The organism is Cronobacter sakazakii (assembly GCF_000982825.1).
Taxonomy (GTDB): Bacteria; Pseudomonadota; Gammaproteobacteria; order Enterobacterales; family Enterobacteriaceae; genus Cronobacter; species Cronobacter sakazakii.
Window position 1 is genome coordinate 4056756 of sequence record NZ_CP011047.1, and the last position, 15107, is coordinate 4071862.

The 15107-nt window shown below is 61.6% G+C and carries 16 protein-coding genes; 5 read left to right on the plus strand and 11 right to left on the minus strand.

The features are described from left to right. Positions 1–125: 125 nt before the first annotated feature. The 4 genes from nei to CSK29544_RS19285 all read right to left on the minus strand — a co-directional run bounded on the left by nei (position 126) and on the right by CSK29544_RS19285 (position 3743). Complete coding sequence (nei, locus tag CSK29544_RS19270) at positions 126–917, minus strand: endonuclease VIII (RefSeq protein WP_007900450.1); 792 nt, start codon at positions 915–917, stop codon at positions 126–128. A 105-nt stretch (positions 918–1022) separates the two neighbouring features. Beyond that, on the minus strand, positions 1023–2018 hold the full coding sequence (locus CSK29544_RS19275; protein WP_007900452.1) for a DUF2891 domain-containing protein: 996 nt from the start codon (positions 2016–2018) through the stop codon (positions 1023–1025). Positions 2019–2037: 19 nt separating this feature from the next. Beyond that, a complete protein-coding gene (locus CSK29544_RS19280) occupies positions 2038–3024 on the minus strand; it encodes a DUF979 domain-containing protein (protein ID WP_029039337.1) in 987 nt (328 codons plus the stop codon). Continuing rightward, a complete protein-coding gene (locus tag CSK29544_RS19285) occupies positions 3021–3743 on the minus strand; it encodes a DUF969 domain-containing protein (RefSeq protein ID WP_007900457.1) in 723 nt (240 codons plus the stop codon). Before CSK29544_RS19285 ends, CSK29544_RS19280 begins: the two co-directional genes overlap by 4 nt. Positions 3744–3986: 243 nt before the next feature. Between CSK29544_RS19285 and CSK29544_RS19290 the strand changes: the two genes are divergently transcribed. Next, positions 3987–4535, plus strand: coding sequence for a winged helix DNA-binding protein (locus CSK29544_RS19290; protein ID WP_004386658.1), 549 nt, complete (start codon positions 3987–3989; stop codon positions 4533–4535). A 1-nt stretch (position 4536) separates the two neighbouring features. Here the strand turns inward: CSK29544_RS19290 and pxpA are convergent, their stop codons facing one another. From pxpA to CSK29544_RS19325, 7 genes are all read right to left on the minus strand, one after another. Further along, entirely contained in the window at positions 4537–5271 is a 735-nt protein-coding gene (gene pxpA / locus CSK29544_RS19295) for a 5-oxoprolinase subunit PxpA (RefSeq protein ID WP_007900460.1), read from the minus strand. Continuing rightward, positions 5261–6193 (minus strand): 5-oxoprolinase subunit PxpC, encoded by a 933-nt coding sequence (gene pxpC, locus CSK29544_RS19300; protein ID WP_007900463.1) that lies wholly within the window; start codon positions 6191–6193, stop codon positions 5261–5263. The genes pxpA and pxpC overlap by 11 nt, the downstream gene beginning before the upstream one ends. After that, on the minus strand, positions 6187–6843 hold the full coding sequence (gene pxpB, locus CSK29544_RS19305) for a 5-oxoprolinase subunit PxpB (protein ID WP_007900468.1): 657 nt from the start codon (positions 6841–6843) through the stop codon (positions 6187–6189). Before pxpB ends, pxpC begins: the two co-directional genes overlap by 7 nt. Positions 6844–6863: 20 nt before the next feature. Continuing rightward, positions 6864–7607, minus strand: a complete 744-nt coding sequence (locus CSK29544_RS19310) for a type 2 GTP cyclohydrolase I (RefSeq protein WP_007791862.1) — start codon at positions 7605–7607, stop codon at positions 6864–6866. A gap of 10 nt (positions 7608–7617) precedes the next feature. Then, positions 7618–9039 (minus strand): deoxyribodipyrimidine photo-lyase, encoded by a 1422-nt coding sequence (phrB, locus tag CSK29544_RS19315; RefSeq protein WP_007900471.1) that lies wholly within the window; start codon positions 9037–9039, stop codon positions 7618–7620. A 12-nt stretch (positions 9040–9051) separates the two neighbouring features. Further along, a complete protein-coding gene (locus CSK29544_RS19320) occupies positions 9052–10005 on the minus strand; it encodes a YbgA family protein (protein ID WP_007900473.1) in 954 nt (317 codons plus the stop codon). A gap of 149 nt (positions 10006–10154) precedes the next feature. Next, on the minus strand, positions 10155–10361 hold the full coding sequence (locus tag CSK29544_RS19325; protein ID WP_029039336.1) for a YbfA family protein: 207 nt from the start codon (positions 10359–10361) through the stop codon (positions 10155–10157). Positions 10362–10676: 315 nt separating this feature from the next. Between CSK29544_RS19325 and kdpF the strand changes: the two genes are divergently transcribed. Genes kdpF through kdpC form a run of 4 tightly spaced genes read left to right on the plus strand, consistent with a single transcriptional unit; the run spans position 10677 to position 15101 of the window. Then, on the plus strand, positions 10677–10766 hold the full coding sequence (gene kdpF, locus CSK29544_RS23405; RefSeq protein ID WP_015386886.1) for a K(+)-transporting ATPase subunit F: 90 nt from the start codon (positions 10677–10679) through the stop codon (positions 10764–10766). Then, positions 10766–12448, plus strand: coding sequence for a potassium-transporting ATPase subunit KdpA (gene kdpA / locus CSK29544_RS19330; protein ID WP_029039335.1), 1683 nt, complete (start codon positions 10766–10768; stop codon positions 12446–12448). Before kdpF ends, kdpA begins: the two co-directional genes overlap by 1 nt. Before the next feature lie 20 nt (positions 12449–12468). Then, entirely contained in the window at positions 12469–14517 is a 2049-nt protein-coding gene (gene kdpB, locus CSK29544_RS19335; RefSeq protein ID WP_029039334.1) for a potassium-transporting ATPase subunit KdpB, read from the plus strand. 11 nt (positions 14518–14528) lie between these two features. Next, a complete protein-coding gene (gene kdpC / locus CSK29544_RS19340; protein ID WP_007900481.1) occupies positions 14529–15101 on the plus strand; it encodes a potassium-transporting ATPase subunit KdpC in 573 nt (190 codons plus the stop codon). The last annotated feature ends 6 nt before the right edge of the window (positions 15102–15107 follow it).

Consider the following 15107-nt stretch of genomic DNA (forward strand, 5'->3'; position numbering starts at 1 on the left):
TTTTGTATTTAACGTAGGGCGGGTAAGCAACGCGCACCCGCCAGATTTTGTAGGGTGGGTAAGCGAAGCGCACCCACCGGGTTTTCACAAAGGTAAGCAACGCGCACCCGCCATTCACCATAAAACTACGCCTGGCACCCCGGACACCAGTAAAACGGCCGCGACGACAGCGTCGTCTTCTCGATAATCCCCCCGCAGCGGCGGCATTTTTTCCCGGCGCGGTGAAACACCTCGAAGCGAAACAGCGCGCCGTGATGCTTATTCTCATCCACCGTTCCGCGTGTTTCATAAGACAGCCGCGGGATCTCAAGACACGCGCGGGCCAGCGCATCAAGCTGCGTATTATTCAGCTCTATTGCCTTGTGGCGCGGCTCAAGCTGCGCCTGCCAGAGGATCTCCACACGCAAATAATTGCCAAGCCCCGCGAGAAACGCCTGGTCCAGCAGCAGACCGCTGAACTGACGGCGGTGAAAGCGCGGGCTCAGGAGCCGTTCTTTCACCTGCTCCACCGTCAGCGACATATCCAGCACGTCCGGCCCGACGCGCTGCAAAAACGCGTGCGCCGCCACGCCGTCGGCATCCAGCATCTCGATTTCCGAGGCGCTGTAAAGCAGCACCGCGGCATCTTCGGTTTCGAGCCGCACGCGCAGGCTTCGCGTCGTTTGCGGCGTTTCCCCCGCTTTCACCACGCGCCAGACGCCATACAGCTGATTGTGGCTATAGAGCGTCAGCCCACAGGAAAAATGCGTCAGCAGCGCTTTGCCGCGGGTTTCAAAACGCTCAACCCGCGCGCCGGTCAGTTGCGCTTCAAACGGTTTTAATTCAGGAAACGCAAACCAGACGTGGGTCAGCGGTTTGCCCGCGACTGCCGCTTCAAGCTTGTCCGCCGCGCGGCGGATCTCCGGTCCTTCCGGCATCGTTCATCCTTTCAGGTTACTTAAGCATTAAAACGTAAGGATAAACTGTAGCAGCACGGGCGAAGAGAAACAGGCCACCGCCGCAAAAAAGCGGCGGTTAACGGCTTACTCCAGCGCCAGCAGCGCAAAGCTTGCCAGCCAGTGGCCGCCGCTGTAGTGGCTGCCGACCACATGCTCAACGCTTGCCGCGAGATGGCGCTGCACCGCCTCCTGCAGCGCCATCTGCGCAGGGTGATCTTCCGGGAGCGCCGCGGCGATATGCTTCATGCACCAGGCGCGGCTTAAGTTAAGCCCGTCGAGGTGGGCGATTTTCGGGTCGGCGCGATCGCTCACCATTGCCGGGTGCATCAGCGCCGCCACGTTGCCGATATCAGGCAGATACGCGTCAAACCAGGCCGGGAAATTGTCCGCCGTTTTACTCATCAGCAGCGCTTCGGTGAGCGCGCCGGAGAGATACTCATCGCCGCCCGGCTCGTAATGCGCCGGGTAGTCGATGTCGGCCTGATAAAAGCGTGTCGTCGCGTCAGTAATGGCGTGCTCAAGCGTCTCATCACCAAGCGCGCGGGCGTGATCCAGCCCGAGGGCGAGCGCAAATGCCGTGTTGTAATGGGTGCCGACGCGAATCGGGTACGTCAGCTTGCTGAGGTAATCGATAAGGCGCGCGCGGATATCCTGGGTCAGCGGCGCCAGCATTTCATGCCAGCGCGCGGCCTGCGGCAGATCGGATTCGTGCAGCTCCTGGGCGAGCGCCAGCAGCCAGCCGTAACCATACGGGCGCTCAAACGAGGCGCGGAACGGCGCGGTGAAATACGCCACTTCGCGCGCCACATTCGCAGGCGTGATATGTTCATCGAACAGCGCGATAATCTCTTCGCGGCACGACAACGTCGGATAGCGGCGCAGGCAGCGCAGCAGCAGCCAGTAGCCATGCACCGCCGAATGCCAGTCAAAGCAGCCGTAGAAAATCGGGTGCAGCTCGCGCGGCGGCAGCGCGTCGGCGTCATCATTCATCAAATGCATGATGTGGTTCGGATACTCCTGGCGCAGATAGGTCAGAGGCATCCGGGCAAAGGCGTCGGCCTGGGGTTGTGTCAGTGTCATAACAGCTCCTTAGTGGGCCTTAGCGAAATACGATGAAATACATCAGGAAAACGTTCACCACCAGCAGCGTCAGCGCCGTCGGTATCTGAATTTTTATCACCTGATATTTGTCTTTCAGCTCCAGCAGCGCGGCGGGAACGATATTGAAATTCGCCGCCATCGGCGTCATCAGCGTGCCGCAGTAGCCCGCGTACATACCGATAGCCAGCAGCGGTGCCGGGTCGCCGTGGTGATGGTTAATCAACAGCGGCAGCGCGATGCCCGCGCTCAGCACCGGGAACGCCGCAAACGCGTTGCCCATAATCATCGTGAAAAGCGCCATGCCGATGCAGTAGATAACCACCAGCATGAAGCGGTTTTCCGGGTCGACGAACAGGCTCACCACGCGCTGCACCGCCGTGCCGGTATCGGCGGCGACAAACACCCCGCCGAGCATCGCCAGCATCTGCGGCAAAATCACCGCCCAGCCGATGGTATCCACCAGTCGGCGCGACTGGCGAATCGCATGCAGCGGCGTGCCGCGCGTGAGCCACCAGCCCACCAGCAGCGACGCGACACACGCCACGCACAGCGCGGCGAGCGTCAGCTGTTTTTGATCCAGCAGGAACACGCCGCCCACCGAGACGCCTTTTAAAAACAGCGTGCCAATCACCGTCACCACCGGGATAAGCAACGCCGGCAGAAACAGCCAGTTACCCAGACGCCGGGACGACGCCTCGCGCTCCTCCTCGGTGGACATTTTATAGTGCCCCTTCCCGACCAGCCCAAAGCCCGCCAGCAGCGCGATAACAATCACCGCGCCGCCGATGATACGGTAGGCGAGCGAGCGGCCCAGCTCCTGCACCAGCAGATCGCCGAAGAGAAAAATCCCGCCGAACAGGAACCAGAACAGCGCGGTGGTAAAGCGTTTCGGATTACCGCGATCGCGAAGCGTCATCACCACCAGCAGCATGACGATAAAACCAATCAGGTAGTAGACGCGGTTAATGGTCAGCAAGGTACTCATTGCGCGGCCTCCTGATTGCCCTGCTCTGCGCGCCAGGCCATTACCTCGCGGCGAATACTGGCGTCTAAGCGCAGCAGACGCGCCATATGAATAATCAGCGCCGCAATCGCGGTCGGAATGGCCCACAGGCCGATGTGCAGCGGCTCGATGCCGGGAATGCCGTTCTCTTTCAGGAACGCGTCAATCAGCAGCACCGCGCCGAAGGCGATGAAAATATCTTCACCGAAAAACACCGCGATATTGTCGCAGGCGGCGGCGTGGGCTTTGATTTTGTCGCGAATATGCGCAGGCAGCTCGCCATATTCATTGAGCGCCGCCCCTTCGGCCATCGGTGCCAGCAGCGGGCGCACGGTCTGGGCGTGGCCGCCAAGCGACATCAGCCCGAGCGCCGCGGTGCCTTCGCGCACCACGAAATAGAGCATCAGAATACGCGCCGAGGTGGCGCTGGCGATTTTCGCCACCCACGCCTGGGCGCGCTCTTTCAGGCCGTAATACTCCAGCAGGCCAATCACCGGCAGGATCAGAATGAAAGTCGCGAGCGAGCGGCTGTTGACGAACTTTTCACCGAAGGTTTCCAGCAGCATGCCGAAATCCATGCCGACCGTGAGCCCGGTCGTCAGCCCGGCGACCACCACCACCAGCAGCGGGTTAAAACGTAGCGCGAAACCGATAACCACCACCGGAATACCGATGAGCGGCAACAGAGAGGAACCGTCCATACATTGTACCCTTTCCAAAGTGAGCGTTGCACGCCGAAGGCTATTTTGCTCCTTCGCCAGTGGCGAAGCGTGGGCATTGCGGCGAACGTTGTTGTGTGAGAGGCGCTGTGAACGTGCAGAACCTGACCCAAAAGCTATATCTGAACGGTGAAATTATGTAAACAATTTATCAATAAAATGTTTTTATTTTGTCGGTGACGTTTTATAGTTTTTGCCAATACCCCCAAAAGCGTAAGGGATGCCATGAGCCGGAAAAAAGCGGTTGTATCAACTGATAACGACGATATTGCTGACGGGCGCATTGTGTCGTCCCGCCATCTGGTATCGGAGCGTTGCGCGGAATTATCGGAGCTGGAATACGCGCTGATCATGACCAGCAACGCCTTTAACAAATGGATGGTGCGCTGCATGACGGCAGCGGGCGAGCCGGATATGGGCGCGTTTGATGTCTCGCTGTTGCATCACGTCAACCACCGCAACCGCAAGAAAAAGCTCGCGGATATCTGCTTTGTGCTCAACGTGGAAGACACGCACATCGTGACCTACGCACTGAAAAAGCTGGTGAAGGCCGGGTATGTCACCAGTGAAAAGGTAGGGAAAGAGCTCTATTTTTCGACGACAGAGGAAGGTAAAGCGCTGTGTATGAAATACCGCGACGTGCGCGAGGCGTGTCTTATCGCGATTCAGGTCGAGAGCGGCATACCGGGCGCGGCGATTGGCGAAACGGCGCAATTGCTGCGCACGATTGCCTCGCTTTACGACACCGCCGCGCGGGCGGCAGCATCGCTCTGAGTTACGCGCAGACCTGAATCTGGCGCGCGTCGAACGCCTCGCGTAACCGGCGCGCGAACGCCAGCGCGTGCGCGCCGTCACCATGCAGGCAGACCGTCTGGGCATTGACTGTCGCCCACGCGCCGTCGCGGCTGCGCACCCGCCCTTCCTGCACCATCATCAGCGTGCGCGACACCGCCTCGTCGTCATCCTCAATCAACGCGCCCGGCTCGCTGCGCGGCACCAGCGCGCCATCGGCCAGATACCCGCGATCGGCGAAGACTTCTTCGCGCGTGGCGAGCCGATAACGCGCGCCCGCGCGAATAAGCTCGCTGCCCGCCAGCCCCACCAGAATCAGCGACGCATCGAAATCCTTCACCGCCTGCGCGATGGCGTCGGCAAGCGCGGCGTCTTTCGCGGCCTGGTTATAGAGCATGCCGTGCGGCTTCACGTGCGCCAGCCTGCCGCCTTCGGCGCGGGCGATAGCGGCGAGCGCGCCGACCTGATAGAGCGTCTCGGCGTAAATCGTTTCTGGCGGCAGCTGCATCGCCGTGCGCCCGAAATTTTCACGATCCGCGAAGCCCGGATGCGCGCCCATCGCCACGCCGTGCGCCAGCGCCAGCCGCACGCTCTCGCGCATGGTCTGCGCATCGCCCGCATGGAAGCCGCAGGCGATGTTGGCGGAGCTAATCAGCGGCATCAGCTGCGCGTCGTTGCCGCAGCCTTCGCCGAGATCGGCGTTGAGATCAATCTTCATCATTAAGCCGCCATGCCAGTTGTTGCAGATAACGCGCCCGGTCGCTGCGCGCTTCCAGCGCCTCTTCGATGGAGCACGGCACGAAGTGAATCGGCTCGCCGAGGCGCAGCTGCGCAAGGTTGTAGCGATCGGCGTCGATCACGCACGCGATGCGCGGGTAGCCGCCGGTGGTCTGGGCGTCATTCATCAGCACGATGGGCTGGCCACCGTGCGGCACCTGCACCACGCCCGGCAGCAGACCGTGAGACACCAGATCGCGTCTGGTGGTGCGCTCCAGCACGTGGCCGTGCAGGCGATAACCCATGCGGTTACTCTGCGGGCTTAGCTGCCACGGCGTGCGCCAGAAGGCCTCTTTCGACGCCTCGCTGAATTCGTGGTACTCCGGCCCCGGCAGCGCGCGAATGCGGTTGCCCCACAGCAGTTGCTTCACGCCGCGCGCCTCGCGGAAATGGCGCGTGGGCGGATTCACCGGCAGGACGTCGCCGTCGCGCAGGGGGCGTCCTTCAAAACCACCAAGGCCCGCTTTCACATCGGTACTGCGCGAGCCCATGACTTCCGGCACGTCGAAACCGCCCGCGAGCGCCAAATAGCTGCGCATACCGCGGCGCGGCAGTTTGAGGCTCAGGCGCTCGCCCGCGCGGGCAAGCAGCCGCCAGCCGGTCCAGACGGCGCGTTCGTTAAGCGTCGCGTCGCAGCCCGCGCCGGTGAGCGCAAACCAGGTATCTTCGGTGAACTCCACCACGCACTGGCCGAGTGTGATCTCCAGCGCCGCCGCATCAGGATCATTGCCCACCAGCAGGTTGGCGATATGCAGCGACGGGCCATCCAGCGCGCCGCACTGGCTCACGCCGTACTGGCGCAGCCCGAAACGGCCGCCATCCTGAATAGTGGCGTGGATGCCCGCGCGAATAATCTTCAGCATACGCCCTCCTTTTGCGGCACAAAGCGCACGGTGTCGCCGGGCGCGAGCAGGCCCGGCGGATTACTGTGCGGATCAAACAGCGCGCGCGAGGTATGGCCGATAATCTGCCAGCCGCCAGGCGTAGGCAGCGGATAGATGCCCGTCTGGCTGCCGCCGATGCCAACCGATCCTGCGGGCACCTGAAGACGCGGCTCCGCGCGGCGCGGCGTGGCAAGCTCAGGCGCGAGCCCGCCGAGGTACGGAAAGCCTGGCTGAAAACCGATGAAATAGACCACGTAATCGACCTGCGCATGCATCTCCACTACCTGCTTTTCACTGAGCCCGGCGTGGTGTGCGACCACCGACAGATCCGGCCCGGCGTCTTTGCCGTACACCACCGGGATCTCGATGCGCCGCGCTTCGGGGATGATCGCCTCGCTCTCCTCCCACCAGCGTTGCAGCCGCTCGATAGCGTCCAGCGCCATCGTGCCGGGCTCGCGCAGCATCACGGTAATGTTATTCATGCCGGGAATGACTTCCACCACGGCGGGCACGTCCGCGAGGCGCTGCACCAGCCCCCAGATGCGCTGCTGGCTGGCAAGCGTGACGGGCGGCTCCAGCTCCAGTACCACGGCGCTTTCGCCTAACAGATAACAACGGGCTCGCTGCACGTTTTCCTCTCTTGTGTTGATTAAGCCGGGTTCGGGATGTCGATAAAAGTCACATCCAGATCGGTGGTTTCATTCAGCCATTCGCTGAGCGCGCGAATGCCGCCGCGCTCGGTGGCGTGGTGGCCTGCCGCGTAGAAGTGCAGCGACTGCTCGCGCGCCGAGTGGATGGTCTGCTCAGACACTTCGCCGGTGATGAAGGCGTCCACGCCGAAACGCGCCGCGCTGTCGATAAAGCTCTGTCCGCCGCCGGTACACCAGGCGACGCGCTTAATCAGATCCGGCCCGGTATCGCCGCACCACAGCGGACGCCGTCCCAGACGCGCTTCAAGCCAGGAGGCGAACTCCGGGCCTGATACCGCCATCGACAGCTCGCCCCACGGCACCAGCGGCTCGATTTCGCCCTTCACTTCAATGCCGAGCAGCTGCGCGAGCTGGACGTTATTGCCAAGCTGCGGATGCGCATCGAGCGGCAGATGCCAGCCGTAGAGGTTAATGTCGTTAGTGAGCAGCGTTTTCAGACGGTTGCGTTTCATGCCGCGCACCACGGGCGATTCGCCTTTCCAGAAATAGCCGTGGTGGACGATCACCGCGTCGGCTTCCAGGCGCACCGCTTCGTCGAGCAGCGCCTGGCTTGCGGTGACGCCGGTGACGATTTTGCGCACCTCGTCGCGCCCCTCAACCTGCAAGCCGTTCGGGGCGTAATCGCTGAACGTCGCGCTGTTGAGTTTGTCGTTGATCAGTTGTTCCAGTTCGCTGTTTTTCATGGTCTCTCTCTTATTCCTTGCGGGCCGCTTCATACGCCGCGAGCGTTGCGACGCGCGCCTGTTTATGATCGACGATGGGCTGCGGATAACGCAGCGCCTTGCCGTTTTTCTTCGCCCACAGATGCGGCTCATGCACCGCCTTGCCGGGAATATGGCTCAGTTCCGGCACCCAGCGGCGGATAAACTCGCCCTCAGCGTCAAACCGCTGCCCCTGCGTGGTGGGGTTGAAGATGCGGAAATAGGGCGCGGCGTCGGTGCCGGTGGAGGCAGCCCACTGCCAGCCGCCGTTATTGGCGGCAAAATCGCCGTCAATCAATTGCGACATAAAATAGCGTTCACCGCGCCGCCAGTCGACCAGTAAGTCTTTGACCAGAAAGCTCGCGGTGATCATCCGCAGGCGGTTATGCATCCAGCCGGTGGCATTCATCTGGCGCATGGCGGCATCGACAATGGGATACCCCGTGTTGCCTTCGCACCACGCCTGAAAATGGGCGTCGTTCTGCTGCCACGCCACCCGCGCCGTCCAGTCGATAAACGGCTGATGGCGGCACAGGTGCGGCCAGGCGACGATAAGGTGTCGGTAAAATTCGCGCCAGATAAGCTCGTTCAGCCACACCGCCCCGCTGCCGCCTTCCAGCGCGCGCGGGTGTTCGGTTAACAGACGATGCAGGCACTGGCGCGGCGACAGCACGCCGATGGCGAGATATGCCGACAATAAACTGGTGCCGCGAATCGCCGGGAAATCGCGCTTTTCCGGGTAGTCGCCCGCGGCCGTCTGGCAAAACTCCCGCAGACGTTTAAGCGCAGCCTCTTCGCCCGCCGGGAACAGCAGCGCGTCCGGCGACTCACTCGGGTAATCGAACGGCGCAAGCGGTGGTATGTCGGTAATGGCGCCGCCCGCGCGCGGCTTCGGCGCGCTGACGCAGGGCGGTAATCCTTCGCCGAGACGGCGTAAAAACGCCCGGCTGTAAGGCGTGAATACTTTATACATCTCGCCGTTGCCGGTGACGACGCTTCCGGGCGGCAGCATCACGCTGTCGTCAAAGCCCTGACAGGCGACGCGGCCCTCCAGCCTGCGCTCAACGGCGGCGTCGCGCCGGGCTTCGTTCAGCTCATACTGATAGTTATAAAAGAGCGCGGAAACCTGCTGCTCATCGCAAAACGCGGCCAGCGCGTCCACGGCGGCGGCGAAATCGGGCACCTCGCGCGTAAACAGCGCAATGCCACGCTTCGCCAGCGCCTGTTGCAGGGCTTCCAGATTTTGGTGAATAAACGCCGCCTGACGCGGCGCGAGGGTGTGATCGCGCCATTGCTGCGGGGTCGCGATAAACAGGCCGATGACCCGCGCGTCGGGGTCACGGCAGGCGGCGGCGAGCGCCAGATTGTCGTTGACGCGCAGATCCGCGCGAAACCAGACCAGATGCGTGGTCATAACACTCCTTGTTTAACGGCCATAGCGCAGGCGCAGCGCTTCCGGGTACGGCTCGAAGTAGCGTTGTTGATCAAGATAAGCGTCAGGGTATTCCGCCATGTAGTGCTTAAGCAGCGTCACCGGTGCCAGCAGCGGCTGCGTGCCCTGCCGGTAGCGGTCAATAAGCGCGGAAAGCTCCTGACGCTGTCGCCCGTTGAGCTGGTTGCGGAAATACCCCTGCACGTGCATCAGCACGTTGGTGTGGTTGCGGCGGGTCGCATGAATGGAGAGCAGCGTCATCAGGCGCAGACGGTATTCCTCAAAAAACGCCTCCAGCGAATCCCACTGGTCGATAGCGGCCACAAAACGCCCCAGCTCGCGGTAGAGCGGCTGCGAGTGCGCCAGCAGCAGCAGTTTGTAGCGGCTATGGAAGGCGATGAGATTGCCGCGCGTCAGCCCTTCGGCGCGCAGCGCGTGAAGCTCATGCAGCGTATAGATGCGCTCAACGAAGTTTTCGCGAATGGCCGGGTCATGCAGACGTCCGTCCTCTTCCACCGGCAGCCACGGCAGCGCGTTCATCAGAATTTCGGTATAAATGCCGCGACCGGCTTTACGGTTGTTTTTGCCGTCCGCATCGTAGACGCGCACGCGCTCCATGCCGCAGCTTGGCGATTTGGCGCAGACGATATAGCCGCACAGGTGATCGAGACGGCTGACGCGCTCGCGCGAAAAGGTCTGCATCTCAGCGGTTAAATCCCCTTCGCGCTTATCGCTAAAGCGCAGCGCCAGGCCGTCGTCAGTTTTCACCAGGCGCAGCGCCGGGCGCGGCACCGGCAGGCCGACCGCCATCTCCGGGCAGACAGGCTCATATTTCACCCAGGGAGCCAGCTCTTCCACCGCAAAGGCAAGCCGTTTATGGCCGCCGTCAAAACGCACATTTTCCCCTAAAAGACAGGCGCTAATGCCAACAGGGATTTTTATACTCATTCGGCCATCCTCATTTTTATACACTCTCAGTGTAGCCAGAGGCGGCCTGTTAACACCAGTCTGATGACAGCGAAAAACGCAGCGGCGCGGCGTATCGCAGGCATAAAAAAACCGCTCCGGGTGAGCGGTTTTTCAGGGAGTCGCGCGAATCAGTAGAAATAGCTGGCGGTTTGTTCCGCCTGCGCCATCCAGACCGGCTGATCGCTGGTTTTCGACCACACGCGATGCAGATAGCTGTAAAAACGCGAACGGTCTTTCCAGAACAGCATCACCGGCAGGGCCGCAATGCCGACCATGAGCACTAACGCGCGACGCAGGAAGACCTGATGCGCAGGATATTTTTTATATAAAGACATAGGTTTTTCCCCCTTACTTAACTTGCCCGGCAATCAAGGCCGGAAACCGGATTTTTTGAGCTGGTTAAAATTGTATCGCTTTGCCTGTAATTTTACTACTCATCCGACCAGCTTTTAGGGTGAATTCTTACCATCTTTACAATTGATATCGTAAATAAGTTACAAAATGGTTAAATAAATACTAACCCGCAGTTAAATCATGGCTTTTGCCATTTTTATATTTTTTTTACACCCCGCTTCGCGATTTTTGCGAAACCTTTACGCCCAAATCCCTACCCTCTGCACATATTCCAAAAAACCCACTGGAGGTGGATTGTGAGTGCAGGCCTGATAACCGGCATCGTGCTGGTTTTCCTGTTACTGGGCTATCTGGTGTATGCCCTGATTAATGCGGAGGCGTTCTGATGGCGGCGTCCGCATTTTTACTTATCGCCAGTTTCCTGCTGGTGCTGATGGCGCTGGCGAAACCGCTGGGCAGCCTGCTGGCCCGGCTGATTAACGGCGAAGCCCTGCCGGGCGTGGGCGGCGTGGAGCGCGCGCTCTGGGCCGTGCTCGGCATTCGTCAGGAAGAGATGGACTGGAAGCGCTACCTGCTGGCTATTCTGCTGTTTAATACGCTGGGTCTGGTACTGCTGTTCGCCATCCTGATGTGCCAGGGCGTGCTGCCGCTGAATCCGCAACACCTGCCGGGAATGTCCTGGCATCTGGCGCTCAATACCGCGGTGAGTTTCGTCGCCAATACCAACTGGCAGTCGTACGCAGGCGAAAGCACCGTCAGCTATTTCAGCCAGATGGCCGGCCTCGCGGTGCAGAATTTCCTCTCGGCGGCGACCGGTATTGCGGTGGCGTTCGCGCTTATCCGCGCCTTTGCCCGCCAGTCGGCGACCACGCTTGGCAACGCCTGGCAGGATCTCACTCGCGTCACGCTGTGGGTGCTGATGCCCATTTCGCTGATTATCGCCCTGTTTTTTATTCAGCAAGGCGCGATTCAGAACTTCTCAGCCTACCAGCCGTTCACCACGCTGGAAGGCGCGCGGCAGATGCTGCCGATGGGGCCGGTGGCGTCGCAGGAGGCGATCAAGATGCTCGGTACCAACGGCGGCGGCTTCTTTAACGCCAACTCCTCGCACCCCTTTGAGAACCCGACGGCGCTCACCAATGTCGTGCAGATGCTGGCTATTTTCCTGATCCCGGCAGCGCTCTGCTTCGCCTTTGGCGATGCGGTGGGCGACGCGCGCCAGGGCCGCGCCATTCTCTGGACCATGACGGTGATTTTCGTGGTCTGCGTGGCGCTGGTGATGTGGGCTGAAACCACCGGCAACCCGCACTTCCTGACGCTCGGTGCCGACAGCGCCGCCAATATGGAAGGCAAAGAGAGCCGCTTTGGCATTCTCGCGAGCAGCCTGTTTGCGGTCGTCACCACGGCAGCCTCCTGCGGCGCGGTAAACGCCATGCATGACTCCTTTACCGCGCTCGGCGGCATGATCCCGATGTGGCTGATGCAGATTGGCGAAGTGGTATTCGGCGGCGTCGGTTCCGGGCTGTACGGGATGCTGCTGTTCGTGCTGCTGGGCGTGTTTATCGCGGGCCTGATGATTGGCCGCACGCCGGAATACCTCGGCAAGAAAATCGACGTGCGCGAAATGAAAATGACCGCGCTGGCGATTCTGGTGACGCCTGCGCTGGTGCTGCTCGGCACCGCGCTCGCCATGATGACCGACGCGGGCCGGGCGGGCATGTTCAACCCCGGCATTCACGGCTTCAGCGAAGTGCTCTACGCGGTGTCGTCCGCCGCCAATAACAACGGCAGCGCCTTCGGCGGCCTTAGCGCCAACACGCCGTTCTGGAACCTGCTGCTGGCGTTCTGCATGTGGTTTGGCCGCTTCCTGGTGATTATCCCGGTGATGGCGATAGCCGGCTCGCTCGCCGCCAAAAAAGCGCAGCCCGCCAGCCCCGGCACGCTGCCCACTCACGGCGCGCTGTTTATCGGCCTGCTGACGGGCACGGTGCTGCTGGTGGGCGCCCTGACGTTTATCCCCGCCCTCGCCTTAGGCCCGGTCGCGGAACATCTTTCTCTTGTGAAATGACCATTGCGGAGTCGCTATCCATGAGTCGCAAGCAACTGGCCCTGTTTGAATCCTCGCTGGTTCGTCAGGCGCTTTTCGATGCTCTTAAAAAACTGAGTCCGCGCGCCCAGTGGCGCAACCCGGTCATGTTTATCGTCTGGGTCGGCAGCCTGCTGACCACGCTGATTGCCCTGGCGATTGCCGCCGGAAAACTGCCTGGCGAGGCGCTGTTTACCGCTGCCATCAGCCTGTGGCTGTGGTTTACGGTGCTGTTCGCCAATTTCGCCGAAGCGCTGGCCGAAGGCCGCAGCAAAGCCCAGGCCAACAGCCTCAAGGGTGTGAAAAAGACCGCGTTCGCCCGCAAACTGCGTGCGCCGCATCACGACGCCCAGCTGGATCACATCCCCGCCGCTGACCTGCGCAAAGGCGATATCGTGCTGGTGGAAGCAGGCGATATTATCCCGTGCGACGGCGAAGTCATCGAAGGCGGCGCGTCGGTGGATGAGAGCGCCATTACCGGCGAATCCGCGCCGGTTATCCGTGAATCGGGCGGCGATTTCGCCTCGGTGACCGGCGGCACGCGTATTCTCTCCGACTGGCTGGTTATCCAGTGCAGCGTCAACCCCGGCGAGACGTTCCTCGACCGTATGATTGCGATGGTCGAGAGCGCCGAGCGCCGCAAAACACCGAACGAAATCGCGCTAACCATTCTGCTGGTGGCGCTGACGATTGTCTTTCTGCTGGCGACCGCCACGCTCTACCCGTTCTCGCAATACGGCGGGACGGCGGTCAGCGTGACGGTGCTGGTGGCGCTGCTGGTGTGTCTGATCCCAACCACTATCGGCGGGCTGCTCTCCGCCATCGGCGTGGCGGGCATGAGCCGGATGCTTGGCGCGAACGTTATCGCCACCAGCGGCCGCGCGGTGGAAGCGGCGGGCGATGTGGACGTGCTGCTGCTGGATAAAACCGGCACCATCACGCTCGGCAACCGCCAGGCGTCTGACTTCCTGCCCGCCCCCGGCGTGGATGAAAAAACGCTGGCTGACGCCGCTCAGTTAGCCTCGCTTGCCGATGAAACGCCGGAAGGCCGTAGCATCGTGGTGCTGGCGAAGCAGCGCTTTAACCTGCGCGAGCGTGACGTTCAGCATCTTCAGGCTACCTTTGTGCCCTTTACCGCCCAGACGCGCATGAGCGGCATCAACGTGCAGGACCGGATGATCCGTAAAGGCTCGGTGGACGCCATTCGCCGCCATGTGGAAGCCAACGGCGGCCAGTTCCCGGCGCAGGTCGACACGCTCGTGGAAGGCGTGGCGCGCACCGGCGGTACGCCGCTGGTGGTGGCCGAAGGCGCGCAGGTGCTCGGCGTTATCGCGCTGAAAGATATCGTCAAAGGCGGCATCAAAGAGCGCTTCGCGCAGCTGCGCAAAATGGGCATCAAGACGGTGATGATCACCGGCGATAACCGGCTGACGGCGGCCGCCATCGCCGCCGAAGCGGGCGTGGACGATTTTCTCTCCGAAGCGACGCCCGAGGCGAAACTGGCGCTGATCCGCCAGTACCAGGCCGAAGGACGGCTGGTGGCGATGACCGGCGACGGCACCAACGACGCCCCGGCGCTGGCGCAGGCTGATGTGGCGGTGGCGATGAACTCCGGCACCCAGGCGGCGAAAGAAGCGGGCAACATGGTGGATCTCGACTCTAACCCCACCAAGCTCATCGAAGTGGTACACATCGGCAAACAGATGCTGATGACGCGCGGCTCGCTAACCACGTTCAGCATCGCCAACGACGTGGCGAAATATTTCGCCATTATCCCGGCGGCGTTCGCGGCGACGTACCCGCAGCTTAACGCGCTGAACGTGATGCATCTGCACTCGCCAGCGTCGGCGATTCTTAGCGCCGTTATTTTTAACGCGCTGATCATCGTCTTTCTCATCCCGCTGGCGCTGAAAGGCGTGAGCTACAAGCCGCTCGCGGCGGCGGCGATGCTGCGCCGCAACCTTTGGATTTACGGTCTGGGCGGGCTGGTGGTGCCGTTTATCGGCATCAAGCTTATCGACCTTGTGTTAACGCTGTCTGGTCTGGTTTAAAAGGAATCATTATGGCTATGTTACGTCCCGCCCTCACCCTGCTGGTTTTCCTGACGATACTCACCGGCGGCATCTATCCGCTGGCGACCACGGTGCTCGGCCAGTGGTGGTTTAAGGACCAGGCGGAAGGCTCGCTTATCCGCCAGCATGATGAAGTGCGCGGCTCGCGCCTGATTGGCCAGGCGTTCAGCGACGCGAAATATTTCCAGGGCCGCCCTTCCGCGACGGCCGAAGCGCCTTATAATCCCATGGCTTCCGGCGGCAGTAACCTTGCCGCCAGCAACCCGGCGCTGGATAAAGAAGTCCAGGCCCGCGTACAGGCGCTGCGCGCCGCCAACCCGGACGCCCGCGCGGCAGTGCCGGTGGAGCTGGTCACCGCCTCCGCGAGCGGTCTCGATTACGGCATAACGCCTGACGCCGCCTTCTGGCAGGCCCCGCGCGTGGCGCAGGCTCGCGGCATTTCTGAAGCGGAAGTGGGACGCCTTATCCGTGAAACCACCGAAACCCCTGTCGCGGGTTTCCTCGGCCAGCCGGTGGTTAACGTGCTGAAACTGAATATGGCGCTGGACGCCCTGCAACCGTAAGGAACC